23 protein-coding genes are annotated in these 26,386 nt (G+C 65.9%); 18 read left to right on the top strand and 5 right to left on the bottom strand.

Annotation, left to right across the window (positions count from 1 at the left end):
* Nucleotides 1–108 precede the first annotated feature (108 nt).
* The 3 genes from DES44_RS19385 (at nucleotide 109) to DES44_RS19375 (ending at nucleotide 4,077) form a co-directional block, all read left to right on the top strand.
* Entirely contained in the window at nucleotides 109–2,343 is a 2,235-nt protein-coding gene (locus DES44_RS19385) for a TonB-dependent receptor (protein WP_058936981.1), read from the top strand.
* 154 nt (nucleotides 2,344–2,497) lie between these two features.
* Nucleotides 2,498–3,193 (top strand): orotate phosphoribosyltransferase, encoded by a 696-nt coding sequence (gene pyrE / locus DES44_RS19380; RefSeq protein ID WP_058936980.1) that lies wholly within the window; start codon nucleotides 2,498–2,500, stop codon nucleotides 3,191–3,193.
* Between the two features lie 83 nt (nucleotides 3,194–3,276).
* The gene (locus tag DES44_RS19375; RefSeq protein ID WP_147307144.1) at nucleotides 3,277–4,077 is read left to right on the top strand and encodes a hypothetical protein; all 801 of its coding nucleotides are present in this window, start codon (nucleotides 3,277–3,279) and stop codon (nucleotides 4,075–4,077) included.
* 96 nt (nucleotides 4,078–4,173) lie between these two features.
* Here DES44_RS19375 and gatB read toward each other — a convergent pair whose 3' ends face one another.
* Genes gatB through gatC form a run of 3 tightly spaced genes read right to left on the bottom strand, consistent with a single transcriptional unit; the run spans nucleotide 4,174 to nucleotide 7,432 of the window.
* A complete protein-coding gene (gene gatB / locus DES44_RS19370; protein ID WP_058936979.1) occupies nucleotides 4,174–5,628 on the bottom strand; it encodes an Asp-tRNA(Asn)/Glu-tRNA(Gln) amidotransferase subunit GatB in 1,455 nt (484 codons plus the stop codon).
* A 5-nt stretch (nucleotides 5,629–5,633) separates the two neighbouring features.
* A complete protein-coding gene (gatA, locus tag DES44_RS19365; RefSeq protein WP_058936978.1) occupies nucleotides 5,634–7,136 on the bottom strand; it encodes an Asp-tRNA(Asn)/Glu-tRNA(Gln) amidotransferase subunit GatA in 1,503 nt (500 codons plus the stop codon).
* Complete coding sequence (gene gatC, locus DES44_RS19360) at nucleotides 7,133–7,432, bottom strand: Asp-tRNA(Asn)/Glu-tRNA(Gln) amidotransferase subunit GatC (RefSeq protein ID WP_058936977.1); 300 nt, start codon at nucleotides 7,430–7,432, stop codon at nucleotides 7,133–7,135. Before gatC ends, gatA begins: the two co-directional genes overlap by 4 nt.
* A gap of 403 nt (nucleotides 7,433–7,835) precedes the next feature.
* Here gatC and DES44_RS19355 point away from each other — a divergent pair, with 403 nt between their 5' ends.
* The 5 genes from DES44_RS19355 (at nucleotide 7,836) to rodA (ending at nucleotide 13,991) form a co-directional block, all read left to right on the top strand.
* Complete coding sequence (locus tag DES44_RS19355) at nucleotides 7,836–8,879, top strand: rod shape-determining protein (protein WP_058936976.1); 1,044 nt, start codon at nucleotides 7,836–7,838, stop codon at nucleotides 8,877–8,879.
* Between the two features lie 132 nt (nucleotides 8,880–9,011).
* Complete coding sequence (gene mreC / locus DES44_RS19350) at nucleotides 9,012–10,079, top strand: rod shape-determining protein MreC (RefSeq protein ID WP_083526134.1); 1,068 nt, start codon at nucleotides 9,012–9,014, stop codon at nucleotides 10,077–10,079.
* Nucleotides 10,076–10,597 carry a rod shape-determining protein MreD gene (gene mreD / locus DES44_RS19345; RefSeq protein ID WP_058936975.1) on the top strand — a complete coding sequence of 174 codons (522 nt, stop codon included), beginning with the start codon at nucleotides 10,076–10,078 and terminating at the stop codon, nucleotides 10,595–10,597. Before mreC ends, mreD begins: the two co-directional genes overlap by 4 nt.
* 20 nt (nucleotides 10,598–10,617) lie before the next feature.
* A complete protein-coding gene (mrdA, locus tag DES44_RS19340; RefSeq protein WP_083525945.1) occupies nucleotides 10,618–12,840 on the top strand; it encodes a penicillin-binding protein 2 in 2,223 nt (740 codons plus the stop codon).
* Nucleotides 12,837–13,991 (top strand): rod shape-determining protein RodA, encoded by a 1,155-nt coding sequence (gene rodA, locus DES44_RS19335; RefSeq protein WP_058936974.1) that lies wholly within the window; start codon nucleotides 12,837–12,839, stop codon nucleotides 13,989–13,991. Before mrdA ends, rodA begins: the two co-directional genes overlap by 4 nt.
* Before the next feature lie 26 nt (nucleotides 13,992–14,017).
* On the opposite strand, the gene DES44_RS19330 is transcribed toward rodA, so the two are convergent.
* Nucleotides 14,018–15,505 carry a sensor histidine kinase gene (locus DES44_RS19330; protein WP_058937679.1) on the bottom strand — a complete coding sequence of 496 codons (1,488 nt, stop codon included), beginning with the start codon at nucleotides 15,503–15,505 and terminating at the stop codon, nucleotides 14,018–14,020.
* Nucleotides 15,506–15,583: 78 nt separating this feature from the next.
* Complete coding sequence (locus tag DES44_RS19325; RefSeq protein ID WP_058936973.1) at nucleotides 15,584–16,255, bottom strand: response regulator; 672 nt, start codon at nucleotides 16,253–16,255, stop codon at nucleotides 15,584–15,586.
* Nucleotides 16,256–16,514: 259 nt separating this feature from the next.
* On the opposite strand from DES44_RS19325, the gene recA reads away from it, so the two are divergent.
* The 10 genes from recA (at nucleotide 16,515) to DES44_RS25705 (ending at nucleotide 26,197) form a co-directional block, all read left to right on the top strand.
* A complete protein-coding gene (gene recA / locus DES44_RS19320; protein ID WP_058936972.1) occupies nucleotides 16,515–17,558 on the top strand; it encodes a recombinase RecA in 1,044 nt (347 codons plus the stop codon).
* A gap of 9 nt (nucleotides 17,559–17,567) precedes the next feature.
* Complete coding sequence (locus tag DES44_RS19315) at nucleotides 17,568–18,284, top strand: regulatory protein RecX (protein WP_058936971.1); 717 nt, start codon at nucleotides 17,568–17,570, stop codon at nucleotides 18,282–18,284.
* Between the two features lie 479 nt (nucleotides 18,285–18,763).
* Complete coding sequence (gene sucC, locus DES44_RS19310; RefSeq protein ID WP_058936970.1) at nucleotides 18,764–19,924, top strand: ADP-forming succinate--CoA ligase subunit beta; 1,161 nt, start codon at nucleotides 18,764–18,766, stop codon at nucleotides 19,922–19,924.
* A gap of 27 nt (nucleotides 19,925–19,951) precedes the next feature.
* Nucleotides 19,952–20,845, top strand: coding sequence for a succinate--CoA ligase subunit alpha (gene sucD, locus DES44_RS19305; protein WP_058936969.1), 894 nt, complete (start codon nucleotides 19,952–19,954; stop codon nucleotides 20,843–20,845).
* 192 nt (nucleotides 20,846–21,037) lie between these two features.
* Nucleotides 21,038–21,769 (top strand): TerC family protein, encoded by a 732-nt coding sequence (locus DES44_RS19300; protein ID WP_058936968.1) that lies wholly within the window; start codon nucleotides 21,038–21,040, stop codon nucleotides 21,767–21,769.
* A gap of 18 nt (nucleotides 21,770–21,787) precedes the next feature.
* A complete protein-coding gene (locus DES44_RS19295) occupies nucleotides 21,788–22,915 on the top strand; it encodes a serine/threonine-protein kinase (protein WP_058936967.1) in 1,128 nt (375 codons plus the stop codon).
* Nucleotides 22,912–23,706 carry a Stp1/IreP family PP2C-type Ser/Thr phosphatase gene (locus DES44_RS19290; protein ID WP_058936966.1) on the top strand — a complete coding sequence of 265 codons (795 nt, stop codon included), beginning with the start codon at nucleotides 22,912–22,914 and terminating at the stop codon, nucleotides 23,704–23,706. Before DES44_RS19295 ends, DES44_RS19290 begins: the two co-directional genes overlap by 4 nt.
* Nucleotides 23,707–23,745: 39 nt before the next feature.
* Nucleotides 23,746–24,411 (top strand): FHA domain-containing protein, encoded by a 666-nt coding sequence (locus tag DES44_RS19285; protein ID WP_058936965.1) that lies wholly within the window; start codon nucleotides 23,746–23,748, stop codon nucleotides 24,409–24,411.
* 221 nt (nucleotides 24,412–24,632) lie between these two features.
* Nucleotides 24,633–25,415: an MBL fold metallo-hydrolase gene (locus DES44_RS19280; protein WP_058936964.1), complete on the top strand. Its 783-nt coding sequence runs from the start codon at nucleotides 24,633–24,635 to the stop codon at nucleotides 25,413–25,415.
* A 329-nt stretch (nucleotides 25,416–25,744) separates the two neighbouring features.
* The gene (locus DES44_RS25705) at nucleotides 25,745–26,197 is read left to right on the top strand and encodes a pilin (protein ID WP_058936963.1); all 453 of its coding nucleotides are present in this window, start codon (nucleotides 25,745–25,747) and stop codon (nucleotides 26,195–26,197) included.
* Nucleotides 26,198–26,386 lie beyond the last annotated feature (189 nt).

Raw genomic sequence — 26,386 nt, 5'->3', positions numbered from 1 at the left:
ACTTGCTAGATTCGCCGCATCCGGGCCGCCGCTCGCCCCTTTGCGTGCGTCAGGTCCCCCAAGGTTTCCCGATTTTTCCCCTTCTTATCTGCATTTCCGGAGTTCACGATGACTCGAATCGCCCACCAGCGCCGCCTGGCCCGCCCCGTTCTGCGTGAGGCTGCCGCGGCTGTGTCGCTGGCAGTCCTGGCCTGGCCCGCCTTCGCCCAGGAGGCCGCCCCCAAGGCTGAAAAGAGCCAGCTCGAAACGGTGACCATCACCGCCGAGCGCCGCGTCGAGAACATCAAGGATGTGCCGAACTCGGTGAGCACCATCTCCGGTGAAAAGCTGGACGTGCTGAACTCCAGCGGCCAGGACATCCGTTTCCTGTCGGGCCGCGTGCCCAGCCTGAACATCGAGTCGTCCTTCGGCCGTGCCTTCCCGCGCTTTTACATCCGCGGCTACGGCAACACCGACTTCCGCCTGAATGCTTCCCAGCCTGTGTCGTTGATCTATGACGACGTGGTGCAGGAGAACCCGATCCTGAAGGGCTTCCCGGCCTTCGACCTGCGCGCGGTGGAAGTGGCCGCCGGTCCGCAGGGCACCCTGTACGGCCGCAATACGCCGGCCGGTGTGGTGAAGTTCGACTCGGTCAAGCCCTCGCAGAAGCAGGAAGGCTACCTGAGCCTGTCGTATGGCCGCTTCGGCACCATCAATGCTGAAGGCGCCGCCAACCTGCCGCTGACCGGCGACTGGGCAGCCCGCATCTCGGCCCAGGTGCAGCACCGTGATGACTGGGTGGACAACACCAGCAATCAAGGCCCCACCCGCAAGACGGAAGGCTACGACGACCGCGCCATCCGCGCCCAGGTCCTCTACCAGCCGCACAAGCAGTTCTCCGCCCTGTTCAATGTGCACAACCGCGAGCTGGACGGCAGCCCGCGCCTGTTCCGCGGCGACATCATCAAGCCCGGCACCAACGACCTGGTGGATGGCTTTGACCCGAAGAAGGTGTCGATCAACGGCCGCAATGAGCAAAAGCTCCACGCCACCGGCGGCAGCGCCCGCCTGCAATGGTCCTTCAACGACGTGGTGCTGCACTCCATCACCGCGATCGAGACCGTCCAGCCGTTCTCCCGCGGCGATGTGGACGGCGGCACGCCCGCCAACACGAACATCCCGTTCCAGAGCGAAACCTCGGATGCGCTGCATGACCACCGCCAGGTGACGCAGGAATTCCGGATGGAATACAACCCGGCCGGCCCGCTGCGCTACCAGGCTGGCCTGTTCTACTTCAATGAGAAGTACGAGATCGAGAGCCTGAACTACGCCACCGGCTCCGACAAATTCGTGGACGGCACCGCCACGCGTCAGAAGAACCATGCCTATGCCGTCTTCGGCTCGGTCAACTATGACGTGACCCAGGACTTCAAGCTGCGCGGCGGCGTGCGCTTCACGCGCGACACCAAGTCTCTGTCCACCGTCGCCCTGAACAATCTGCCGCTGAACACCACCTTCGGCCTGGCGGCGGACACCAAGGACAGCAAGTGGAACTGGGACGCTTCGGCCCTGTACGCACTGACCAAGGACACCAACGTCTACACCCGTGTGGCCACCGGCTTCCGCGCCTCCGCCGTGCTGCCGGCGTCGAATTTCGCGCCGCTCAGCCGCACCAATCCCGAGAACACCACCTCGGTGGAAGTGGGCGTGAAGAGCGACTTCTGGGAGCGCCGTGCCCGCCTGTCGGCCGACGTGTTCCGTTATGAGACCAAGGACCTGCAGCTGACCGAAGTCGGCGGCGCCGCTGGCAACAGCAACTCGGTGAAGACCGCCCGCAAGGTCATCGGCCAGGGCGTGGAGTTCAACCTGGAACTGCTGCCGGTGGACAGCCTGTTCATCACCATGGGCGGCAGCTACAACAAGGCCACCATTCGTGACAACAAGCTGGAAGTGTCCGGCTGCAACCCCAGCGCCTGCACGGTGCTGAACCCGGTGGGCCCGAACGGCGGTTACCTGATCAACGGCAATCAGCTGCCCCAGGCGCCGAAGTGGGTCTACAACCTGACGGCCCGTTATTCGATCCCGACCGCCGCCGGCAACGAGTTCTACATCTACACCGACTGGGCCTACCGCTCCAAGGTCAACTTCTTCCTGTATGAGTCCACCGAATTCACCGGGAAGGCCATGACCGAAGGCGGCCTGCGTGGCGGTTACATCTGGAACAACGGCAAGTACGAAGCAGCCCTGTTCGTTCGCAACATCACCAACCAGATCCGGGTGACGGGTGCAATCGACTTCAACAACCGCACCGGCTTCATCAACGACCCGCGTACCTACGGTGTGCAGTTCAAGGCCCTCTTCTGATCTTCTGATCTCCTGATCGACTGAGGACCTGAGGCCGGCGGGGCCCGTCCCGCCAGCCCGGTGTTGCCCTGCCGCCCGCCCCCTTCCGGGGGGCGGGCTTTTTCTTGCGGGCGGCACCTACAATCCCGCGCCAGCACGACTTCCAGATTCCGCCATGACCGCCACTTCCGGTTCCGCCTCGGCGCCCGCCCTCGACGGGCTCGCCCAGGACTTCGTCGCCTTCGCCGTGGAGGCCGGTGTGCTGCGGTTTGGTGAGTTCAAGACCAAGGCCGGTCGCCTGAGCCCGTACTTCTTCAATGCCGGACTGTTCGACGACGGCGTGAAGCTGGGCCGCCTGGCGCACTTCTATGCCCAGCGCCTGATTGCCTCGGGCCTGGACTTCGACATGATCTTCGGCCCGGCCTACAAGGGCATCACCCTGGCCGCGGCCGTGTCGATCGAGCTGGCCCGCCTGGGTCACAACAAGCCCTTCGCCTACAACCGCAAGGAAGCCAAGGACCACGGCGAGGGCGGGACCCTGGTCGGGGCCAAGGTGCATGGCCGGGTGTTGATCATTGACGACGTGATCTCCGCCGGTACGTCCGTGCGGGAATCCATTGCGATGATCCAGGCCGCTGGTGCCACGCCTTGCGGCGTGTCCATTGCCCTGGACCGCCAGGAAAAGGCGGCAGAGAACGGCCAGGATCTGCCTTGGTCGGCAGTACAGTATGTGCGCGAGCAATTGCAACTTCCGGTGATCGCGATTGCCGGGCTCGCTGACTTGCTTCAGTATCTCGGATCGACCAGCAGCGCGGCCGTGGCCGCCCACGCCGCCGCCGTTCACGCCTACAGAGATCGCTACGGAGTCTGATGCGCCCGCCCTCGTTCCTGCCGCTGCCCCGCCTGCCTTCGCTGATGGCTCGTCTTCGTCGATGCGGTCTGATCCCCCGGGGCTTGGACGGTATCGTCCTGGCCGATGCGGGCGTGGGTCGCCAGGGGGGAGCCGCGGGCCGAGGCACGGCGGTGATGCCTCTTGCGGTGTTCATGCCGCTGACGGCAGTGACGGCGGTGACGGCGATCACGATGACGCTCACAGCCCTGCCGGTGCATGCCCAGGACAAGTCCACCACGATCGGCGGCATCTACACCTGCGTGACGCAGGACGGCCGCAAGCTCACCTCCGACCGGCCGATTCCCGAATGCGCCAGCCGCGAGCAGCGTCTGCTCAACACCGACGGCTCTACCCGTCGCATGGTGCCGCCGGCGATGTCGCCCGAAGAGCAGGCGGCCGCCGAGGCCCGCAAGCGACAGCTGGACAACGAAAAAGCCCTCCAGCAGGACGCCATCCGGCGCGACCGGAATCTGCTGCAGCGCTACAAGGACGAAGCCGCCCATCAGCGGGCGCGTGAAGCGGCGCTGGACGACATCCGCAAGGCCATGCAGCTGTCCGAGCAGCGGCTCAAGGACCTGTCGGCCGAGCGCAAGCCGCTGATGGAGGAAACCGAGTTCTACAAGGGCAAGCGGCTGCCGTTCAAGCTGCAGCACCAGCTGGATACCAACGAGGCCGCAGCCGCCGCGCAGCGCGAATCGATTGAAAACCAGCGGGCCGAGATCGTCCGGTTGAACCGGATTTTTGATGACGAGTTGGCTCGACTTCGCCGCATGTGGGCGGGCCAGCCGCCCGGGATGCCGGACAAGCCGGTAGCCACGAAGGTGGCCCCGACGGTGCCACCTTCCGGGCCCGCCAGCCGCTGAAGATCGGCTGCTGAAAAGGGGCCTGCGGATCGAGCCCCACCAAGCTCAGGCCGGGCGCCCGGTCAGGCGCCCGCTGAAATGCCGATCAAGCGCCGATCAAGCGCCCAGCTTCTTCTTCAGCAGCTCATTCACCGCCGCCGGATTGGCCTTGCCCTTGGTCGCCTTCATGGCCTGGCCGACCAGCGCATTGAACGCCTTCTCCTTGCCGGCGCGGAATTCCTCCACCGACTTGGCATTGGCCGCCAGCACCTCGTCCAGGATGCGTTCGAGCTCACCCGTGTCGTTGGACTGCTTCAAATCCTTGGCGTCGATGACGGCGTCCACGTCCGATGCCTCGCCGGTCCACAGGGCCTCGAAGACCTGCTTGGCGGAGTTGTTCGAGATGGTGCCGTCCTGGATGCGGCGGATCAGCTGGCCCAGCTGCGTCGGCGTGACCGGGGCGGACTCAATGTCGCGTTCCTCGGCATTGAGCCGGCGCGAGACCTCGCCCATCAGCCAGTTCGCCACCAGCTTGGGCGCGCCGCTGACCTCTCGGGCCGCCTCGTAGAACCGGGCCGTGGCCAGGCTCTGCGTCATCATCAGCGCGTCGTAGGCGGGCAGGCCATCGGTGTCCTGGAAGCGCGCGGCCATGACCGCCGGCAGCTCCGGCATGTCGCCCCGCACCCGCTCGATCCAGTCCGGCGCAATCATTAGCGGCGGCAGGTCCGGGTCCGGGAAGTAGCGGTAGTCGGCCGCATCTTCCTTGGTGCGCATGGCCCGGGTCTCGCCGGTGTCCGGGTTGTAGAGCACGGTGGCCTGCTGGATCTCCAGCCCGTCCTCGATGCGGTCGATCTGCCAGTTCACCTCATAGTGCACCGCGTCCACCAGGTAGCGGAAGCTGTTGAGGTTCTTGATCTCGCGGCGCGTGCCGAACGGTTCACCGGGCTTGCGCACCGACACGTTGACGTCGCAGCGGAAGGAGCCTTCCTGCATGTTGCCGTCGCAGATGCCCAGCCACATGACCAGCGCATGCAGCGTCTTGGCATATTCCGCGGCCTCGGCGGCGGAGCGGATCTCCGGCTCGGAGACGATCTCCAGCAGCGGCGTGCCGGCACGGTTCAGGTCGATGCCGGACTGGCCGTGATAGTCCTCGTGCAGGCTCTTGCCGGCGTCCTCTTCCAGGTGGGCGCGGGTGAGGTTCACCACCTTGCGCTCGCCGTCCACCATGAACTCGATCTTGCCGCCCTGCACGACCGGGATCTCGTACTGGCTGATCTGGTAGCCCTTGGGCAGGTCCGGATAGAAGTAGTTCTTGCGGGCGAAGATGGACAGCGGCGCCACCTTGGCACCGACGGCCAGACCGAAGCGGATGGCCCGCTCCACCGCGCCGCGGTTGAGCACCGGCAGCGTGCCGGGCAGGGCCAGGTCCACCGCGCTGGCCTGCGTGTTGGGGGCAGCCCCGAAGGCGGTGGAGGAACCGCTGAAGATCTTGGAGGCCGTGGAGAGTTGCACGTGGTTTTCCAGGCCGATCACGACCTCGTACCCGCGCACCAGTTTGCTGTTCTTGCTCATAGCGTTCACACCCCCGCCGGCGCCTTTTGATGCCAGTCAGTGGCCTGCTGCAGCGCATGGGCGGCATGCAGCAGCATTCCTTCCTTGAAATAGTTGCCCAGCAATTGCAGGCCGACCGGCAGGCCACCGTCCCCCACGCCCACCGGGACGCTCATGCCCGGCAGACCGGCCAGCGAGCCGGGCAGGGTGAAGATGTCGGCCAGGTAGGCCTTGACCGGATCGTCCGAGCCTTCGCCGCGCTTCCAGGCCACCGTCGGGGCCACCGGGCCGGCGATCAGGTCGCAGTGCTGGAAGGCCTGCTGGAAGTCGTCGGCGATCATGCGGCGCAGCTTCTGGGCCTGCAGGTAGTAGGCGTCGTAGTAGCCATGGGACAGCACGTAGCTGCCGATCATGATCCGGCGCTTGACCTCGGCGCCAAAGCCTTGGGCGCGGGTCTTCTTGTACATGTCCAGCAGGTCGTCGTACTGCTGGGCGCGATGGCCGAACTTCACCCCGTCGAAGCGGGAGAGGTTGGAGCTGGCCTCGGCCGGCGCAATGATGTAGTACACCGGGATGGCCAGTTCCGTGCGCGGCAGGCTGACATCCACCAGCGTGGCGCCCAGCTTTTCCAGCTCGGCCAGACCCGCGCGGACCGCCTGGTTCACGTCGGCACTCAACGCGGCGGGGAAGAACTCGCGCGGCAGGCCGATGCGCAGCCCCTTGAGCGGCTGGCTGGCCGTGGCGCCGTCGCGTGCCTGATGCAACTGCGCGCTGAAGTCCTGCGGCGGCTGCTGGACGCTGGTGGCGTCGCGCTCGTCGAAGCCGCTCATGGCCGACAGCAGCAGGGCGCAGTCCTCGGCGGAGCGGGCCATCACGCCGGCCTGGTCCAGGCTGGAGGCGAAGGCGATCATGCCGTAGCGCGAGCACACGCCGTAGGTAGGCTTGATGCCGGTGATGCCGGTGAAGCTGGCCGGCTGACGGATGGAGCCGCCGGTGTCGGTGCCGGTGGCGGCCGGCACCAGGCGCGCCGCGACGGCGGTGGCCGAGCCGCCCGAGGAGCCGCCGGGCACGCGCTGCGTGTCCCAGGGGTTCAGCGCCGGGCCATAGGCGCTGTTTTCATTGGCCGAGCCCATGGCGAACTCGTCGCAGTTGAGCTTGCCCAGCGACACGGTGCCGGCGGCATTGAGCCGGTCCACCACGGTGGCGTCGAACGGGCTCATGTAGCCCTTGAGCATGAGCGAGCCCGCGGTGGTGGGCATGTCCTGCGTGACGAAGATGTCCTTGTGCGCCAGCGGCACGCCGATCAGGGCGCCACCGGGCAGGTCGCCGTCGCCCTGGGCCAGGCGGGCGTCGGCCGCACGGGCGCGGGCCAGCGCGGCGGCTTCGTCCACATGAAGAAATGCGCCCAGATCGTTGGAGGCGGCAACACGCGCAAGCAGATGTTGCGTGACTTCCAGGCTGCTGACCTGTTTCTGACGGAGTGCGCGGCTGAGGTCGGCCACGCCCAGGAGATGAAGCGGCGTCGTCATTCGATGACCTTGGGAACCAGGAACAGGCCGTCTTCCACGGCGGGAGCGCTGCGCTGGTTCAGCGCGCGCTGGTCGGTTTCAGTGACACGGTCTTCCCGCAGGCGCAGGGCCACTTCCTGGACCGCCGACAGCGGGGTGTACAAAGGGGCGACACCGCTGGTGTCCACCGCACGCATCTGCTCCACGATGGAGAAGAAACCATTGAGCTGCGGGAGCAGGGCGGCCTGCTCGTCGCCGGAGAGTTCCAGCCGGGCCAGATGGGCGATCCGGCTGACGTCGTCTTGGGTCAGGGCCATGGGATGGGGAAGGCTTCGTGGGAAGGGAGTCCGGTCGGGCCGCTGAAACATTCACCAAACAATCGCCAATCGCTTGTTTGAGGCTTGCCGGCAGGCCAAACCAGGGGTCGATCAGTTATTATCCCCGCTTATCTCCATAAGTCGGGGCTGCCATGGCAGCCTCGCTGCTTATGGTCAGGAATACCTCGTTCGCGTGGCCTTCTTGGGCCACGTGGTGATCGACGAACCGCCCCGAATCGTCCTCCCCCGACATTGCAGCCGCACGGACCGAACACAGACGAAACCGCCTGATGTCCCCCATGGCCCTTGAGGGCCGCCGATGCATCCGATGAGGTCCCCTTCGGAGCAACGGCCAGCGGGTGCAGGCAGATGAGCCAGAACGGTCCGGCAAGTGCCATCCAATATGTTCGCCTCACTGCGCCGCTACATCTCCACCGACCTCGCCATTGACCTGGGTACCGCCAACACGCTGATTTATGTCCGCGGCAAAGGCGTTGTGCTCGACGAACCTTCCGTCGTCGCCATCCGCCACGAAGGCGGCCCCAACGGCAAGAAAACCATCCAGGCCGTGGGCCACGAAGCCAAGGCCATGCTGGGCAAGGTGCCCGGCAACATCGAGGCCATCCGCCCGATGAAAGACGGCGTGATCGCCGACTTCGTCGTCACCGAGCAGATGATCAAGCAGTTCATCAAGATGGTGCACGACACCAAGCTGCTGCGTCCCTCGCCCCGCATCATCATCTGCGTGCCCTGCGGCTCCACCCAGGTGGAAAAGCGCGCCATCCGCGACGCCGCCCTGGGCGCCGGCGCCTCCGAGGTCTACCTGATCGAGGAACCCATGGCCGCCGCCATCGGCGCGGGCCTGCCGGTGTCGGAAGCCTCCGGCTCCATGGTCATCGACATCGGCGGCGGCACCACCGAGGTCGGCGTGATCTCGCTGGGCGGCATGGTCTACAAGGGCAGCGTGCGGGTGGGCGGTGACAAGTTCGATGAAGCCATCATCAACTACATCCGCCGCAACTACGGCATGCTGATCGGCGAGCCGACGGCGGAATCGATCAAGAAGAACATCGGCTCGGCCTTCCCCGGCTCGGAAGTCAAGGAAATGGAAGTCAAGGGCCGCAACCTGAGCGAAGGCGTGCCCCGCAGCTTCACCATTTCGTCCAACGAGATCCTGGAAGCCCTGACCGATCCGCTCAACCAGATCGTCTCGGCGGTGAAGAATGCCCTGGAGCAGACGCCGCCCGAACTCGGCGCCGACATCGCCGAACGCGGCATGATGCTCACCGGCGGCGGCGCCCTGCTGCGCGACCTGGACCGCCTGCTGGCCGAGGAAACCGGCCTGCCGGTGCTGGTGGCGGAAGACCCGCTGACCTGCGTGGTCCGCGGCTGCGGCATGGCACTGGAGCGCATGGAACGCCTGGGCTCGATCTTCACCTCGGAGTGACCGTGATGCGCGGACATCCGGCGGCCCCACCACCGGGGTGGTCCACCGGTGGCCGCTGGCGTCCTTCGGTGGCCAGCAGCAGTTGCTCGTTGGCCCCCTCTTGTTCCCTGACTCTCATGCGTTGAGATGGTCATGCCACTGGGCACTCTGGATCGCAATCCACCGCCTCTGTTCCGCGAAGGGCCGTCTGCGCTGACGAAGCTGGCCTTTTGTGCGGCACTGGCGGTGTTTCTCATGGTGGCGGACGCGCGCTTCAACGTCACCGCCCCGGCCCGCGCCGGCCTGGCGCTGGCCCTGCATCCGCTGCAGCGGGTGCTGCTGGTGCCAGTGGATGCCTGGGAGCAGGCCGGCGACTATTCCCGCGGCATGGAACGGGCCACCGAGGCCGAGAACCAGGCCCGCCGACAGCTGGCCGAACAGGCCGTCATCCTGAGCCGGGCCAACCAGCTGCAGGCGGAGAACCAGCGTCTGCGCTCGCTGCTGGACCTGCGCGAGGCGCTGCCGGTCAAGGGCCTGGCGGCCGAGGTGCTGTACGAGGCGCCGGACCCCTTCTCCCGCCGCATCGTCATCGACCGGGGCGGTCATCGGGGTGTGCGCCTGGGCGCGCCGGTGGTCAACGATGCCGGGGTGCTGGGGCAGGTGACGCGGGTGTATCCGCTGTCGGCCGAGGTGACCCTGCTGACCGACCGCGAGGCGACCATCCCGGTGCTCAATGCCCGCACGCAGCAGCGCGGCGTCGCATATGGCGGCGAGCGCGGCGTGATGGAGCTGCGCTTCATTGCGGCCAATGCCGACATCAAGGCCGGGGATGACCTGGTCACCTCGGGCCTGGACGGCGTTTATCCGCCCGGCTTGCCGGTGGCCAAGGTGAGTGAAGTGGAACGCCGGGGCGACACCAGTTTCGCCCGCGTGGGCCTGGCACCGGTGGCCCAGCCGGACAGCGCCCGCCATGTGCTGGTGCTGGAGCCGCTGGTCGGCCAGGAGGCCGCCCGTGCCGAGGCCGAAGCCGAAGCGGCCAGTGCCGCGGCGACGGCAGAGGCGGCCGGCAAGGGCAAGGGCAAGTCCGGGCGCGCAGCCCGGAGCCCAGCCACGGCCGGTGAGGCCGCTTCCGGTGCTTCATCCGGCGCTTCATCCGGCGCTTCAGCCATCCCGGCGGCCGCCCGCCCCGCATCCGCCGCCCCCAAAGGAGCATCGCGATGATCATGCCGCGTGGCACCAGCCAGCTCCTGCTGCCGGCCAACCCCCTGTTCATCACCTTCAGCCTGGTCGTGGCCCTGCTGGTGGACATGGTGCCGGTGGGTCGCCAGCCCTGGATGCCGGACGTGCTGGCCCTGACGCTGGTGTTCTGGAACGTGCACCAGCCGCGCCGCGTGGGCGTGGGCTGGGCCTTCTTCTTCGGACTGATGGTGGACGTGCATCACGGCGCCCTGCTGGGCCAGCACGCGCTGGCCTACAGCCTGCTGGCCTTCGGCGCCGTGGCCCTGCACCGCCGACTGCTGTGGTTCTCCCTCTGGGCGCAGGCCCTGCATGTGCTGCCGCTGTTCATGCTGGCGCAGGTCATCGCCTTGACCGTGCGGTTGATGGTGGGCGGCATGTGGCCGGACTGGAGCTTCTTCCTGGCACCGCTGCTGGAGGCGCTGCTGTGGCCGCTGGCCACGCTGCTGCTGCTGGCCCCGCAGCGCCGGGCGCCGGATCCCGACGCCCACCGCCCGCTTTGAGCTGAAGGACACAGGCAGCCATGACGGTTCTGAAGAACCTGCATCAGGAGTTGTCGCGCTTCCGGCTGCGGCTGGTCGCGGCCGCCCTGTTCGTGCTGTTCTGTTTCGGGCTGCTGGTGGCCCGGCTGCTGTTCCTGCAGGTGGCGCAGCACGACACGCTGCTGGAGCGGGCGGAATCCAACCGCATCTCGGTCGTGCCCATCGTGCCCAACCGCGGCTTGATCGTGGACCGCAACGGCGTGGTGCTGGCCAGCAACTACTCGGCCTACACGCTGGAGATCACGCCGTCGAAGGTGGCGGACCTGGAAGAGACGATCGACCAACTGGCCGGCGTCATCGACATCCAGCCGCGCGACCGCCGCCGCTTCAAGCGGCTGATGGAAGAAAGCAAGAACTTCGAGTCCCTGCCCATCCGCACCAAGCTGACCGACACCGAAGTGGCCAAGTTCGCCGCCCAGCGCTTCCGCTTTCCCGGTGTGGACATCAAGGCGCGCCTGTTCCGCAGCTATCCGATGGGCGAGGTGGGCAGCCACATGCTGGGCTATATCGGCCGCATCAACCAGGCCGAGAAGAAGGCCATGGACGACTGGCCGGAAGAGGACGTCAGCAACTACCGCGGCACCGAGTACATCGGCAAGCTGGGCCTGGAGCAGGCCTACGAGCGGGAGCTGCACGGCCAGACCGGCTTCGAGGAAATGGAGACCAGCGCGGGCGGCCGCGCCATCCGCCGCCTGCGCAACCGTCCGCCGACGCCGGGCAACACGCTGCACCTGTCCATCGACATCAAGCTGCAGGCGCTGGTGGAGAAGCTCTATGGCGACCGCCGCGGCGCGCTGGTGGCCATCGACCCGCGCAATGGCGAGGTGCTGGCCTTTGTCTCCAAGCCGTCCTTCGACCCCAACCTGTTCGTGGACGGCATCGACGCCGACAGCTGGCGCGACCTGAACGAGAACATCGACAAGCCGCTGCTCAACCGCGCGCTGCGGGGTACCTATCCGCCAGGCTCCACCTTCAAGCCCTACATGGCCATGGCGGCGCTGAACACCGGCAAGCGCTCGCCCAGCCTGGTGATCCAGGACAACCTGACCTACAGCTTCGGCGGCCGCACCTTCGGCAGCGCGGAAGGCGACCGGGCCGGTCCGAAGGACATGCGGCTGGCCATCGTCACCTCGTCCAACGTCTACTTCTATTCGCTGGCCAACGAGATGGGCGTGGACATGATCCATGACCAGCTCGAGCCCTTCGGCTTCGGTCGCAAGACGGAGATCGACCTGCTGGGCGAAGTGACCGGCGACCTGCCGTCGACCGAGTGGAAAAAGAAGAAGTTCCGCCGGCCCGAGCAGCAGAAGTGGTTTGCCGGCGAGACGATTTCGCTGGGCATCGGCCAGGGCTACAACAACTTCACCATGCTGCAGCTGGCCACGGCCATGTCCACCCTGTCCACCGGCGGCCAGCGTTACCGGCCACGCCTGGTGCGGGAGATCGAGGACGTGGTGCGGCATACCGAGCACCGCACCGCCAGCGATGCCCTGGAACCGCTGGCGCTGCGCCGCAATGATGTGGAGGTGATCCGCAATGCGATGCATGACGTGACGCTGGAGGGCACCTCGCGCGCAGTGTTTGCGGGCGCGCCCTATGCCAGCGGCGGCAAGACCGGCACCGCCCAGGCCATCGGCCTGCGCGCCGGCCAGACCTACAGCAGCATCAAGGCGGACGAGCGCAAGCGGGACCACTCGCTCTACATCGCCTTTGCGCCGTATGACTCGCCACGGATCGCGCTGGCGCTGATCGTGGAGAACGCGGGCTTCGGCTCCACCTCGGCCGCACCGATTGCCCGCCGGGTGTTCGACTATGTGCTGGAGGGCCTCTACCCCAGCGAGGAAGACATCGCCAAGACGCAGCTGGGCCAGACCACCGCACCGATTGGCACGCCGCGGCGCGCGGTGGATGTGCCGCTGCCGGGTCAGATGAACGTGCCGGGGGTGGCGGCGTCGGCGGCGTCGGCGGCGTCTTCCGCGTCTTCTGCGGGGCCTAATGCGGGGCCTGAGCCAGCGGCGTCCGGTGCGCCAGCGGCATCCGCGGCATCATCGGTGCCGGCAGCCAACGCGGTGACGCAGCCCGCCCGGCCGGCATCGTCCAGCCTCCGATCGGCCCCTGCGCCGACCCGTCCCACGGCCACCCCCGCCCTCCCACCGTCCGCCCAGCGCGGGGCGTCACGACCCACTCCGGGAGCATCACCATGAGTGCTGTCTTCAGCAAGCCCAGCTGGCTGCAACGCCTCAAGCCCTGGTTCTCCGGCTTTGACCTGCCGCTGCTGCTGGCCCTGTTCTGGATCATGGGGCTGGGGCTGATGTGCATGTACTCCGCCGGTTATGACCACGGCACCCGCTTCGTCGACCATCTGCGCAACGGCGTGCTGGCCCTGGTGGTGCTGTTCGTCGTGTCGCAGGTGCCGCCGCAGCGGCTGATGCAGGTGGCCGTGCCGCTCTACACGGTGGGCGTTGTCCTGCTGGTGGCGGTGGCGCTGTTCGGCATCACCAAGAAGGGCTCGACCCGCTGGATCCGCCTGGGGGTGGAGTTCCAGCCCTCCGAGATTCTCAAGATCGCCATGCCGCTGATGCTGGCCTGGTGGTTCCAGAAGCGGGAAGGGCAGTTGCGCCTGCCGGACTTCGTGGCCGCCTTCGTGCTGCTGACCGTGCCTGTGGGCCTGATTGCCAAGCAGCCGGACCTGGGCACCTCCCTGCTGGTGCTGGCGGCCGGGCTGTACGTGATCTTTTTTGCCGGCCTGTCCTGGAAGCTGATCCTGCCCGCGCTGGTGCTGGCCGGCGCCGGCATCACGGCGCTGGTGATGAGCGAGGACCACATCTGCCAGCCGGACGTGAAGTGGGTGGTGCTGAAGGAATACCAGAAGGACCGCGTCTGCACGCTGCTGGACCCGACCAAGGATCCGCTGGGCAAGGGCTTCCACATCATCCAGGGCGAGATCGCCATCGGCTCGGGCGGGGTCACCGGCAAGGGCTTCATGAAGGGCACCCAGACCCATCTGGAATTCATCCCCGAACGCACGACCGACTTCATCTTTGCCGCCTATGGCGAGGAGTTCGGCCTGGTCGGGGCGCTGGGGCTGCTGGTGGGCTTTACCGCGCTGATCCTGCGGGGGCTGGTCATCGCGCATGAGGCCCCCACGCTGTTCTCACGGCTGCTGGCCGGCGCCATCACCCTGAGCTTCTTCACCTACGTGTTCGTGAACATGGGCATGGTGACCGGCATTCTGCCGGTGGTGGGGGTGCCGCTGCCCTTCATTTCCTACGGCGGCACCGCCATGGTGACGCTGGGACTGGCGCTGGGCATGCTGATGTCGATTGCCCGCAGCCGGGGGGCGATGCAGCGCTGACGGGCCAGAGAGCGGCCGCCCGCGGTTCAGTCGCGATGCGGATGGGCCGGGAAGCGGATGGTGAAGCGGGCCCCCGGGCCTTGTCCCTCCGCCTCGGCCTGGCGCCTTGCACGGGTGTCGTCCACGCTGATGTCCGCTTCATGCTGCTGCACGATCTCGCGCACGATGGCCAGGCCCAGTCCTGACCCGTCCACATCGGTCCCGAGCGCCCGGTAGAAGGGCTGGAACACCTTCTCCCGTTCGGACTCCGCGATGCCGGGGCCCGAGTCCTCCACCTGCAGCACGCACACCTGGCCGAACGGGTCCTCCACCACCCGGACCGTGATCGTGCCGCCCGGCGGCGTGTAGAGCAGGGCGTTGTCCACCAGGTTGCGGATCAGCTCGCGGATCAGCAGCGGGTGCCCGTTCAGCCGCAGGCCCGCATGGTCGGGTTCCGGCCCTTCGTAGCCCAGGTCCAGGCGCTTTTCCATCGCTCGGGGCACGAAGTCCCGAACGGTTTCCATGGCCAGGGTCGGCAGGTTCACCTCGCTGCGTCGGGACGCATGTTCCTGGTCTTCGGCGCGGGCCATGGCCAGCAACTGGTTGACCATGTGCGCCGCCCGCTGGCTGGACAGCGCGATCTGCTGCAGCGAGCGCCGCAGATCCGCCGGCGAACTGCGGCCCTCGTCGATCTCGCGCTGCGCCAGTTCCGCCTGGGTGCGCAGCCCCGCCAGCGGTGTCTTGAGCTGATGGGCCGCGTCCGCCAGGAAGTGCTTCTGGGCGCGGATGGACTGGTCCAGCCGCTCCAGCAGGTCGTTGATGGCCTGCACCAGCGGCGCCACTTCATCGGGAATGCGGTGCTCGTCGATCGGGCTCAGGTCGGAGCTGTCCCGCGAGCGGATGCGGCGCTGCAGTTCATTGAGCGGCGCAATGCCCCGCGCCAGCGCCAGCCACACCAGCAGCACCGCCAGCGGCAGGATGACGAACTGCGGCAGGATCACGCCCTTGATGATCTCGTTGGTCAGCCGTGAGCGCTTGCCCAGGGTCTCCGCCACCTGGACCAGCATCATGCGGTCACTGCCGGCCATGCCTTCCGGGACCACCCACAGGAAGGCCACCCGCACCGATTCGTTGCTCACCTCATCGTCGCGAAAGTGCAGTTCCCAGGGCACCACCGGCGGCTCGCGTTCGGGCACGGCCAGGTGGCGGTCGCCGCTGAGCAGCTCGCCGCGCAGGCCCAGCACCTGGTAGTAGATGGTGTCGGACTCGTCGGCCCGCAGCAGCGCGGCGGCTTCCGGGGCCAGCGCATAGCGGGAGCGGCCCTTGGGCAGGTCTCCCGGGCCCGGCTCGGTGGCCACCTGCAGGCCCAGGGTGCGGGCCATCTCGCCGAGTTCCCGGTCGTAGGGCTTGTTGGCAATGCCCTGGGCGACCAGCCAGGTCAGGGCGACGCTGATCGGCCAGATGACCAGCAGCGGGGCGAGCATCCAGTCGAGGATCTCGCCGAAGAGGGAGCGGTGGCCGCTGGAGGCGCTCATGCCGGCTTCCCGCACGCGAGGCCGATGGGGCGGCGAATGGGGCAGGGGCCGGAGCGTACCCCGCCGCACCGGGGCTTCTTAGCCGGGGATCTTTTCAAGGCAGTAGCCCAGCCCTCGGACCGTGGCGATGCGGATCGGGCCCTGCTCGATTTTCTTGCGCAGGCGGTGGATGTAGACCTCGATGGCGTTGTTGCTGACTTCCTCGCCCCACTCGCACAGCCGCTCGACCAGTTGGTCCTTGCTGACCAGCCGGCCCGCGCGCTGCAGCAGCACTTCCAGCAGCGACAGCTCCCGCGCCGAGAGTTCCACCATCTGGTCGTTGATGTAGGCGACGCGACCGGTGGCGTCGAAGCTCAATGGCCCATGCTTGATGACGCTGGAGGCCGTGCCCAGGCCGCGGCGGGTCAGGGCTCTCACCCGGGCTTCCAGCTCCTGCAGCGAGAACGGCTTGGCCATGTAGTCGTCGGCGCCCAGGTCCAGCCCCTTGACCCGCTCCTCGATGCTGTCGGCGGCCGTCAGGATCAACACCGGCACGGCCGATCCGCGGGCGCGAAGCCGTCGCAGCACCTCCAGGCCATGCATGCGGGGCAGGCCCAGGTCCAGGATCAGCAGGTCGAATTCATGGGAGGCCAGTGCCGCATCGGCCTCGGTACCGCTGCTCACCTGATCGGCAGCGCAACCGGAGGCCCGCAGCGAGCGCAGCAGGCCGTCGGCCAGCACCTGGTCGTCCTCGGCTATCAGGATGCGCATCGATGTCTCCCGTTCTTCTTGAATCAGCCCATTCTAGGGATGGGACGCCAAGGTGGGAGTAGGCATTTGCGAGTCTGGGCCATCCTCCCGACTCGGGAGCCGCCCACAGACTTTCGACGGGATTCGTTGGGGTGGCTCACGCCATGAGCCAGAGAATGTCTACGATGCCTTCATTGCAACCGCTGCGGCGCGGCGACAAAACCACTGTACAGATATACAGATTGGGCCATAATCCGCCGCAGCTACTTGGAGATGCTTCATGGACGCCCCCGTCAAAAACGCCAATACTGAAAAAGCCAAGGCCCTGCAGGCCGCTCTCGCCCAGATCGAAAAGCAGTTCGGCAAGGGCTCCATCATGCGCCTGGCGGAAGGCGAGAAGATCGAGGACATCCAGGTCGTCTCCACCGGCTCGCTGGGCCTGGACATCGCCCTGGGCGTGGGCGGTCTGCCCCGTGGCCGCGTGATCGAGATCTACGGCCCTGAATCGTCGGGCAAGACCACGCTCACGCTGCAGGTCATCGCCCAGATGCAGAAGCTGCAAGGCGTGTGCGCCTTCATCGACGCCGAGCATGCGCTGGACGTCCAGTACGCCCAGAAGCTGGGTGTGAACCTGCAGGAAATGCTGATCAGCCAGCCGGACACCGGTGAACAGGCGCTCGAGATCGTGGACGCCCTGGTGCGCTCCGGCTCGGTGGACCTGATCATCATCGACTCGGTCGCTGCCCTGACGCCCAAGGCCGAACTCGAAGGCGAGATGGGCGACGCATTGCCCGGCCTGCAGGCCCGACTGATGAGCCAGGCCCTGCGCAAGCTGACCGCCACCATCAAGAAGACCAACTGCACCGTCATCTTCATCAACCAGATCCGCATGAAGATCGGCGTGATGTTCGGCTCGCCCGAAACCACCACCGGCGGCAATGCGCTGAAGTTCTATGCGTCGGTCCGTCTGGACATCCGCCGCATCGGCTCCATCAAGAAGGGTGAAGAAGTCATCGGTTCGGAAACCAAGGTCAAGGTGGTGAAGAACAAGGTGGCGCCCCCGTTCAAGACGGCAGAGTTCGACATCCTCTACGGCGAAGGCATCAGCCGCGAAGGCGAAATCATCGACATGGGCGTGACCGCGAAGATCGTGGACAAGGCCGGCGCCTGGTATGCCTACAACGGCGAGAAGATCGGCCAGGGCAAGGACAACGCTCGTGAGTTCCTGCGTGAGAACGCGGACCTGGCGGTCGAGATCGAAAACAAGATCCGCGATTCGCTGGGCATCCCGCTGCTGGGCGCTGTTCCGGACGCTGCGCAGTAAGGAGCGGCTGTGACGCGTCAGCCGCTCTCTCTCAGAGCGCGGGCCGTCACCCTGCTGGCCCAGCGAGACCACAGCGAACTGGAGCTGCGGCGCAAACTGGGCCGGATTGCGATGTCGAGCGCCGCCAGCACGGGCGGCGCAAAGACCGATGACCGTTCCAGTGGCGTCCTCGGCAAGCGAACTGCACGGCGGCGGCGACCCGATGAGACGTTCGATGGAGCGTCTTATGAAGCGCACCATGAAGCGCACGATGCAGAGCTCCACGAACCGATCGATGCGGCGTCTGAAGAAGTCCCCGACCCGGCGCATATCGAGCAACAGGTCGACGAGGTCCTGGTCTGGCTCCGTCAGCAGGGCTATCTGGATGAATCCCGCTTCGTGGAGTCCCGGCTCAACGCCCGTGCGTCGCGCTGGGGCCAGCGCCGTATCGAGCAGGAACTGGCCCAGCATGGGCTGAGCCTGGATGCCGAGCAGCGGTCAGCGCTGTCCGGCACGGAACTGGACCGGGCCTGCGAGGTGCTGCGCCGCAAGTTCAGTGCTGCGCTGCCGTGGGATGCCGCCCAGGAGGCCCGCCAGATGCGCTTCCTGATGGGGCGCGGATTCCAGTCTGATGTGGCCCGACGGGCCATCCGAGCGGTGCGGGCTGCACTCGCCGCGATGCATTCCAACTCGGATGGCGACGCGGATGGCGACGCGGATTTCGGCGCGGATCCCGCCGCTAGCTGATCCCTCAGCCGCGCCACACGCTTCGGCTTGCCGCCCAAGCCTGCCGCGTGAGCCCACCCCCAACGTCCGCGCACCACCCCGCAGCATGGTGAACGCCATCCGCCCACTCTTGCCCTTTTTGCGGTGGTGCCATGCCCCTAATTCAGGCATCTGCGGGCGCGTGTCATTCCCGTGAAAGCCTTGATGCTATGCAGCATGCTACATTGGCGGCTTCGCAAGCTGCCCGCTCGCCCTTGGCCGCGGGCCTGTTTTTGCGTGTTTGCATCGGGTCTATGTCTTCCATCGCCACCTCCGCACGCCACTGGCTGGGTCGTCGCATTGCCGACGGTTTGGTCCATTGGTCCGCCGGACTCTCTGGGTCCGCGCCCATGGCCTTGACCATCGCCGTGACCCGGCAAACCCAATACCCGAGCCAGTGCCACGCTCGCGCCGCGGCCTCGGCTTTCTCTTCCTGATCATTCATCAAGCGAGACCTCCCTATGAAGATTCACGAGTACCAGGGCAAGGAAATCCTGCGCCAGTTCGGCGTGCCGGTGCCGCGCGGTATTCCCGCGTTCACGGTGCAAGAAGCGGTGGAAGCCGCGCAAAAGCTGGGCGGCCCGGTGTGGGTGGTCAAGGCGCAGATCCATGCGGGCGGTCGCGGCAAGGGCGGCGGCGTGAAGCTGGGCAAGAGCCTGGATGACGTGAAGGCGCTGTCCGAGCAGATCCTGGGCATGCAGCTGGTCACGCACCAGACCGGTCCGGAAGGCCAGAAGGTCCGGCGCCTCTACATCGAAGAAGGCGCGGACATCAAGAACGAGCTGTACGTGTCCCTGGTGACCGACCGTGGCACCCAGAAGGTGGCCTTCATCGCGTCCAGCGAAGGCGGCATGGACATCGAAGAGGTGGCGCACTCCACCCCCGAGAAGATCATCACCGAGTACATCGACCCGCTGACCGGCATCACCGCTGACCAGTCCCGCAAGATCGCCACGGCCATCGGCCTGACCGGCGCATCGGTGGACCAGGCCGTGGACCTGTTCGCCAAGCTGTACAAGTGCTACATGGACACCGACGCGTCGCTGGTGGAAATCAACCCGCTGAACTGCGACTCCAAGGGCAACCTGATCGCCCTGGACGCCAAGTTCAACTTTGACGCCAACGCCCTGTTCCGTCATCCGGAAATCGTCGCCTACCGCGACCTGGACGAAGAAGATCCGGCGGAAGTCGAAGCGTCGAAGTTCGACCTGGCCTACATCTCGCTGGACGGCAACATCGGCTGCCTGGTGAACGGTGCCGGTCTGGCCATGGCCACCATGGACACCATCAAGCTGTTCGGCGGCGAGCCGGCCAACTTCCTGGACGTGGGCGGCGGCGCCACCGCTGAGAAGGTCACCGAAGCCTTCAAGATCATGCTGAAGAACCCCGACGTGAAGGGCATTCTCGTCAACATCTTCGGCGGCATCATGAAGTGCGACACCATCGCCGAAGGCGTGATCACCGCCTGCAAGGCCGTCAACCTGTCTGTGCCGCTGGTCGTGCGCATGAAGGGCACCAACGAAGAGCTGGGCAAGAAGATGCTGGCCGAGTCCGGCCTGCCCATCATCTCCGCCGACACCATGGCCGAAGCCGCGACGAAGATCGTCGCCGCCGTCAAGTAAGCCGAAGACCCAGCCAAGGAATACGACATGAGCATCTATATCAACAAGGACACCAAGGTCATCACCCAGGGCATCACGGGCAAGACCGGTCAGTTCCACACTCTCGGCTGCCAGGCTTATGCCAACGGCAAGAATGCCTTCGTCGCGGGTGTGAACCCCAAGAAGGCCGGTGAGAAGTTCTCTGAAATCCCCATCTACGGCACCGTCAAGGAAGCTGCTGCACAGACCGGCGCCACCGTGTCCGTGATCTATGTGCCGCCGGCCGGCGCAGCCGCCGCCATCTGGGAAGCCGTGGAAGCCGACCTGGACCTGGCCATCTGCATCACGGAAGGCATCCCCGTCCGCGACATGCTGGAAGTGCGCAACAAGATGCGCGCCAAGGAAGCCGCTGGCGGCAAGAAGACGCTGCTGCTGGGCCCAAACTGCCCCGGCCTGATCACCCCGGAAGAGATCAAGATCGGCATCATGCCCGGTCACATCCACCGCAAGGGCCGCATCGGCGTCGTGTCGCGCTCCGGCACGCTGACCTATGAAGCGGTGGCTCAGCTGACCGACCTGGGCCTGGGCCAGTCCTCTGCCGTGGGTATCGGCGGCGACCCGATCAATGGTCTGAAGCACATCGACGTGATGAAGGCCTTCAATGACGATCCGGACACCGATGCGGTGATCATGATCGGTGAAATCGGTGGTCCGGACGAAGCCGAAGCCGCCCGCTGGTGCAAGGCCAACATGAAGAAGCCGGTGGTGGGCTTCATCGCTGGCGTGACTGCCCCTCCCGGAAAGCGCATGGGCCACGCCGGCGCGCTGATCTCCGGCGGTGCCGACACCGCCGATGCCAAGCTCGCCATCATGGAAGAGTGCGGCTTCAAGGTGACCCGCAATCCGTCGGAAATGGGCAAGCTGCTCAAGAGCCTGCTGTAAGCGACAGGAAAAACCTGCAGGTTCGTCTGGTGCGTAGTTCCACGCATCGGAAACCTGTGGGGCGGGCGCGGACAATGCGTCAGCTTCCGCCAACGATCCAGGAGGGGCCGCAAGGCCCCTTCTGTCGTTTGCATCCCGCAACCGCTCTACACTGGATGGGCGCCTGACGTCGCATCCAGCAGGTCTTCGCTTATGGACATGCTTCTCCACGCCCCGTTCTGGCTGGCGGTTCTCCAGATCATCGCGATCGACATCCTGCTCGGCGGCGATAACGCCGTCGTGATCGCCCTGGCCTGCCGCAAGCTGCCACCCAAGCTCCGCACCCAGGGCATTCTCTGGGGGACCGCGGGCGCCATCATCCTGCGGGTGGTGCTGATTTTCTTTGCGCTGCAGCTGCTGCAACTGCCGTTCCTCAAGCTGGTCGGTGGCCTGTTGCTGTTCTGGATCGGCATCAAGCTGATGCTGCCGGAAGAGGACGACGACCACGCCAACATCCAGGCCAGCGACAAACTCTGGGCGGCCGTCAAGACCGTCATCGTGGCTGATTTCGTCATGTCGCTGGACAACGTGATCGCCATCGCCGGTGCCGCCGAGGGGGCGGGTCACGATCACCAGCTGATCTTGGTGATCTTCGGCCTGCTGGTCTCGATTCCCATCATCGTCTGGGGCAGCCAGTTGGTCATCAAACTGATGGACCGCTATCCCGCAGTGATCACCCTGGGCGCCATGTTGCTGGGCTGGATTGCGGGTACGATGCTCGTGACGGATCCGGCCCTCCGGGGCTGGGTTCTGGATCAGCCGGGCAGCAAGCCTGGCACGACGGTGGTGGTGCCGTGGCTTCAGTACGGCGCCGGTGTGGTGGGTGCCCTTCTGGTGCTGGGCATCGGCAAGATGCTGGCCAACCGCCGCCCGTCCCAAGCCTGACGAAAGCACCACCATGTCATGACCGCTGCAGGGTTCTTCAAGCGATTGCTGGGACGATCCCTTCCGCCGCCGGCGGTGGAGGACCTGCCCAGCGCGCTGCAGACCACGCAGCCCATGCCCCGGTGGGCCGGCTCCCGGCTGGACAACTATGAGCTCGGCCAGGAAATCGGTCGGGGCGCCATGGCCAAGGTCCACCAGGCGGTGGACCGGCGCAGCGGCGGTTCGGTCGCCATCAAGCGGCTGTCCCTGCAGCGCGAGTTCGCGCCGGAAGACCTGGTGGATGTGCGCGAGCGCTTCATCCGCGAAGCCAGCGCGGCTCTGCATCTGACGCATCCGGACATCCTACGGGTGCTCGATGCTGGCGAAAGTGGCGGCGACACCTGGATCGCGATGGAACTGGTGGTCGGGCACGACCTGAGCCACTACACCCGCGAAAGCCAGCGCCTGCCCCTGCGCGAGGTGCTGCTGCTGGGCGCCCGGCTCGCGCGGGCGCTTCACTACGCCCACAGCCACGGGGTGGTGCACCGGGACATCAAACCGGCCAACGTCATGCTCGACCGGCCCACCGGCAGCGTGAAGATCATGGATTTCGGCATCGCCCGCGTGGCGGACGGCAGCCGCACCCGGACCGGGCTGGTCCTGGGCACCCCCTCCTACATGTCCCCGGAACAGTTGGCCGGATTGAAGGTGGATGGCCGCAGCGACCTGTATTCTTTAGGCGTCATGTTGTTTCAGCTTTTGACAGGGCATCTGCCCCATCAATCGGAGTCCATGGCGTCCCTGATGCATCAAATCGCCAACCAGCCCCCGCCCGACGTCCGTCTGTACCGCCAGGAACTGCCGGAGTCGCTGGCCATGGTGGTGGCGTTGTCGCTTGAAAAGCGGCCTGAACTTCGCTATCAGTCCGGTGAGCAACTGGCGCAGGACCTGGAAGCGGTCCTGGCCGACCTTCCGGTCGGTCTGGCCAACAGCCGGGGCGACGTTTCAGCATCCCCCGCAGGTGGGAGCGCAAAGCGCACCGATGAGGGCGATCCCACCACAACCCCCCCGACAGCGGGGCTGGCTTTCGAGGAAACTTTACGCCTGCGCAGCAGCGCGGCGGTGCACAATCATCCTCCCCCAGACGATCCCGCCCGCAAGACATGACCCTGGAGTTCTTCAGCGCCACCGACACCGGACGAGTGCGCGACAACAATGAAGACTCGATCGCCCTGGATCCAGGCGTCGGCCTGGCTGTTCTCGCGGACGGCATGGGTGGTTACAACGCCGGTGAAGTCGCCAGCCAGATGCTGACGTCCTTCATCAAGGCGGAACTCGGTCGCTGGCTGGCCGAAGCCGGGCAGCATGCCTCCGATGCCGATGTACGCCGTGCGATGGACATCTGCGTGGACAACGCCAACCGCGCCATCTTCAACGCCGCCAATACCAATCCGCGTTATGCCGGCATGGGCACGACGCTGGTGGTGGCCGTGTTTCGGGAGCAAAGTGTGCTGCTGGGGCATGTGGGCGATTCTCGCGCTTACCGCCTGCGGGACGGGCAACTCGTCCAGATGACGAGAGACCATTCGTTACTGCAAGAGCAGATCGATGCTGGTCTGCTTACGCCTGAAGAAGCGGTGTTTTCCAGCAACAAGAATCTGGTGACCCGGGCGGTGGGGGTGGAAGACACCGTCATGCTGGAAATCCACCAGCATGAACTGCAACCCGGCGACGAGATCCTGCTGTGCAGCGACGGGCTGTCTGATATGGTGGATGACGCCTCCGTCGCACAAATCCTGCAAAGTCACCCGGATCTTCCCGAGGCTGCGCAGGCGCTGGTGGACGCCGCCAATGACATGGGCGGCAAGGATAATATTGCGATCGTTCTGGTTCGCGCGGAAAGTCGTACCAAGCCGTGGGCATGGTGGCCCTTCAGTCGTAACCACGGGCGTCGCTGAGCGCGCCATCACAACTATAGACAGGACACGAGGTCAAAGATGGGCAAACTGGTGGTTTCGCTCGACGGTGTGGTGATCAAAGAGGTGCAAGTCACCAAGGACAAGACCACGCTGGGTCGGCGCCCCTACAACGACATCGTGATCGACAACCTCGCCGTCAGCGGTGAGCATGCCGTGATGCAGATGGTTGGGTCGGACGTCTTCATCGAAGACCTGAACTCCACCAACGGCACCTACATCAATGGCAAGGCTGTGAAGAAGCAGCTGCTGTCCCACGGCGACGTCATTGAAGTGGGCAAGTACAAGATCAAGTATCTGGTCGAGGACAACGCCGACTACGAAAAGACCATGATCCTGCGCCCGGGCCAGACGGCCCCCAGCAGCGGTTTCGGTCTGCCCTCGTCCTTCGGCGGGCTGGGTGGCGGCGCCCCGGCGGCGACTGCCGCGCCGGCTGCCATCAAGGTGCTCAATGGTCCGGCTGCAGGCCGCGAGGTGGCGCTGTCCAAGGTGGTCACCACCGTCGGCAAGCCTGGCGTCCAGGTCGCCTCCATCACCAAGCGCCCCAGCGGGTATGTGTTTGCCCACGTGGAAGGGGTCTCCCGGCCCGTGGTGAACGGCGCGCCGCTGGCCGCTGAATCGGTCCCGCTCAAGAACGGCGACGTGATTGAGCTGGCCGGCACGCAGATGCAGTTCATGCAGGGCTGAATCGGCTTTGGAGCGTGCGGTGGCGCACGTAACCAAGCGCCAACAACGCGGATTTGACGTCCGCATGGCGCCGCCGATGCACGGCTGGCCCGTGTAGTGCAATTGCCTACACGTGGAGGTTTTCACGGCATTGCCCTGGGCAGTCGTAACCTGAGGCAAAAACTCGGGGATTGCCCAATTCAGCGCTTAGCAAGCACGGTGGCTGGCCCTACAGTGGGCTCATGAAGATTCGCGTGCTCGGGTGCGCCGGTGCCATGGCAGCCGGCCACAAAACCACCTCTTTCCTGCTGGACGACGATGTGCTCATCGACGCCGGCAGCGGCGTGGGCGAGCTGTCGGCCGATGCGATGGCCCGGGTTGATCACATCTTCCTGACCCATTCCCATCTGGACCATGTGCTGTCGGTGGGCCTTCTGGCCGACACCGTGCAGCGCAGCCGCGCGCAGCAAGGGCGACCGGCGGTGCAGGTGCATGCCCTCCCGGACACGCTCAAGGCTTTGAAGGATCACATCTTCAATGGCGTCATCTGGCCGGATTTCACCCGCCTGCCGTCTGTGGAGCGACCGGCGCTGAGTTTTCATCCGTTTGCCGTGGGGGATCGGCTGGACCTGGGCGCCGGGCGTGAGATCGAGGTGCTGAGCGCGGCGCACACCGTGCCGGCCGTGGGATTTGCGGTGAATCCTGGCTCGGGGACGCATTGGGTGTTCACCGGGGATACCGGACCCAACCCCGCGCTGTGGGAGCGGCTGGGCCAGCTCTCGCTGTCCGACCTGGTCATCGAATGCGCATTCGCGAATGACGAATGTGAGCTGGCGGGTATCAGCCAGCATCACTGCCCCTGCACGCTGGGGGAGGAGCTGAAGAAGCTGCGCACACCGATGCGGGTGCACATCACCCATATCAAGCCGGGCGAGCGGGCCGCCGTGATGGTGGCGGTGGAAGCGCTGGAGACCGAGCATCGGATTACGGCGCTGGAGCATTTTCAGGAATTCAGCCTGAAATAGCCCGAATTCGGAGCGGGTCTCGATGACCCCCCGGGCAGCAGCCCGGTAGCGACGGGCGGGGTGCAGTGCCCGATTCGCGGGGCACGACGGACGTCGCAAGCGATGGCGCTAGCGACTGTTACGCCGCAGCCACCCCGAATAAAACGTGACATTTTTCGGCGCCCATCGTGCCAAAGCGACCAACCGCGCCGTGAGGTGCTGACGCAACCTGTCACTTTCATGACAGACGCCGGAGCGGGCACCTATGGCGGGCTTCCACGCGGGATGCTGGGCCGCCGGTGGCATGACCCCTGCAGTTGTGAAGGCAATCCCTTCAACCGCCTCCCGTCATGAAACGCTCTCAACAAGGCTTCACCCTCATCGAACTGGTGATTGTGGTGGCCATCATCGGCATCCTCGCCGCCCTGGCGCTCCCCACCTATGCCGACTACATCAAGAAAACTCGGCTCAGCGAAGTGCTGCTGGCGTTGACACCGCCCAAGGCGTTGGTCATGGAGCATGTGAACACTAACGCCAGTTTTCCCGCGGCCAGTCAGCTGTCATGGTCTGGGGGCAGCAGCAAGTATGTCGACAGCGTGACTTACAACAAGGTCAGCGACGCGGAGGTCAACATCACCGCCGTGGTCCGCAGCGGGTCGATTGCCCCCGATGTGGATGGGCTTCAGCTGGTGCTCACTGGCAAGCCGGGATCCGGCGGACTGTCCAACGGCTCTGTCGAGTGGACGTGCGCTGGCACCATCCCGGCCCGGTACCTGGCGGCCGCTTGCCGGCCGAACGCATGAATTGGCATCGGTAACCGCTCGTTTCGGCGCGACTGACAAATTTTGTCCGGCTCCGACAGGTGGACGAACTTTGCGAGTGCGCCGGACAGAAATCGTCACCCAGATCGTTCCATCACCCCTCGGATGTGCTGTTTTCCACGGATTTTGACCTGCGCAGGCCCTGGCACATCCCCTGCATTCAGAAGCAGT

It is taken from the genome of Roseateles depolymerans (assembly GCF_003387155.1).
Classification (GTDB): Bacteria; Pseudomonadota; Gammaproteobacteria; order Burkholderiales; family Burkholderiaceae_C; genus Roseateles; species Roseateles depolymerans.
This window is presented reverse-complemented; position numbering and strand designations above follow the sequence as displayed.

Coding starts and splice junctions, on each gene's coding strand:
- sucC (WP_058936970.1), top strand. CDS start 18,764: ATGAAGATTCACGAGTACCAGGGCAAGGAAATCCTGCGCCAGTTCGGC.
- DES44_RS19385 (WP_058936981.1), top strand. CDS start 109: ATGACTCGAATCGCCCACCAGCGCCGCCTGGCCCGCCCCGTTCTGCGT.
- DES44_RS25705 (WP_058936963.1), top strand. CDS start 25,745: ATGAAACGCTCTCAACAAGGCTTCACCCTCATCGAACTGGTGATTGTG.
- gatC (WP_058936977.1), bottom strand. CDS start 7,432: ATGGCCCTGACCCAAGACGACGTCAGCCGGATCGCCCATCTGGCCCGG.
- mreD (WP_058936975.1), top strand. CDS start 10,076: ATGATCATGCCGCGTGGCACCAGCCAGCTCCTGCTGCCGGCCAACCCC.
- DES44_RS19325 (WP_058936973.1), bottom strand. CDS start 16,255: ATGCGCATCCTGATAGCCGAGGACGACCAGGTGCTGGCCGACGGCCTG.
- pyrE (WP_058936980.1), top strand. CDS start 2,498: ATGACCGCCACTTCCGGTTCCGCCTCGGCGCCCGCCCTCGACGGGCTC.
- mreC (WP_083526134.1), top strand. CDS start 9,012: ATGCCACTGGGCACTCTGGATCGCAATCCACCGCCTCTGTTCCGCGAA.
- DES44_RS19295 (WP_058936967.1), top strand. CDS start 21,788: ATGACCGCTGCAGGGTTCTTCAAGCGATTGCTGGGACGATCCCTTCCG.
- DES44_RS19355 (WP_058936976.1), top strand. CDS start 7,836: ATGTTCGCCTCACTGCGCCGCTACATCTCCACCGACCTCGCCATTGAC.
- DES44_RS19280 (WP_058936964.1), top strand. CDS start 24,633: ATGAAGATTCGCGTGCTCGGGTGCGCCGGTGCCATGGCAGCCGGCCAC.
- gatB (WP_058936979.1), bottom strand. CDS start 5,628: ATGAGCAAGAACAGCAAACTGGTGCGCGGGTACGAGGTCGTGATCGGC.
- mrdA (WP_083525945.1), top strand. CDS start 10,618: ATGACGGTTCTGAAGAACCTGCATCAGGAGTTGTCGCGCTTCCGGCTG.
- DES44_RS19285 (WP_058936965.1), top strand. CDS start 23,746: ATGGGCAAACTGGTGGTTTCGCTCGACGGTGTGGTGATCAAAGAGGTG.
- recA (WP_058936972.1), top strand. CDS start 16,515: ATGGACGCCCCCGTCAAAAACGCCAATACTGAAAAAGCCAAGGCCCTG.
- DES44_RS19290 (WP_058936966.1), top strand. CDS start 22,912: ATGACCCTGGAGTTCTTCAGCGCCACCGACACCGGACGAGTGCGCGAC.
- DES44_RS19330 (WP_058937679.1), bottom strand. CDS start 15,505: ATGAGCGCCTCCAGCGGCCACCGCTCCCTCTTCGGCGAGATCCTCGAC.
- DES44_RS19300 (WP_058936968.1), top strand. CDS start 21,038: ATGGACATGCTTCTCCACGCCCCGTTCTGGCTGGCGGTTCTCCAGATC.
- gatA (WP_058936978.1), bottom strand. CDS start 7,136: ATGACGACGCCGCTTCATCTCCTGGGCGTGGCCGACCTCAGCCGCGCA.
- rodA (WP_058936974.1), top strand. CDS start 12,837: ATGAGTGCTGTCTTCAGCAAGCCCAGCTGGCTGCAACGCCTCAAGCCC.
- sucD (WP_058936969.1), top strand. CDS start 19,952: ATGAGCATCTATATCAACAAGGACACCAAGGTCATCACCCAGGGCATC.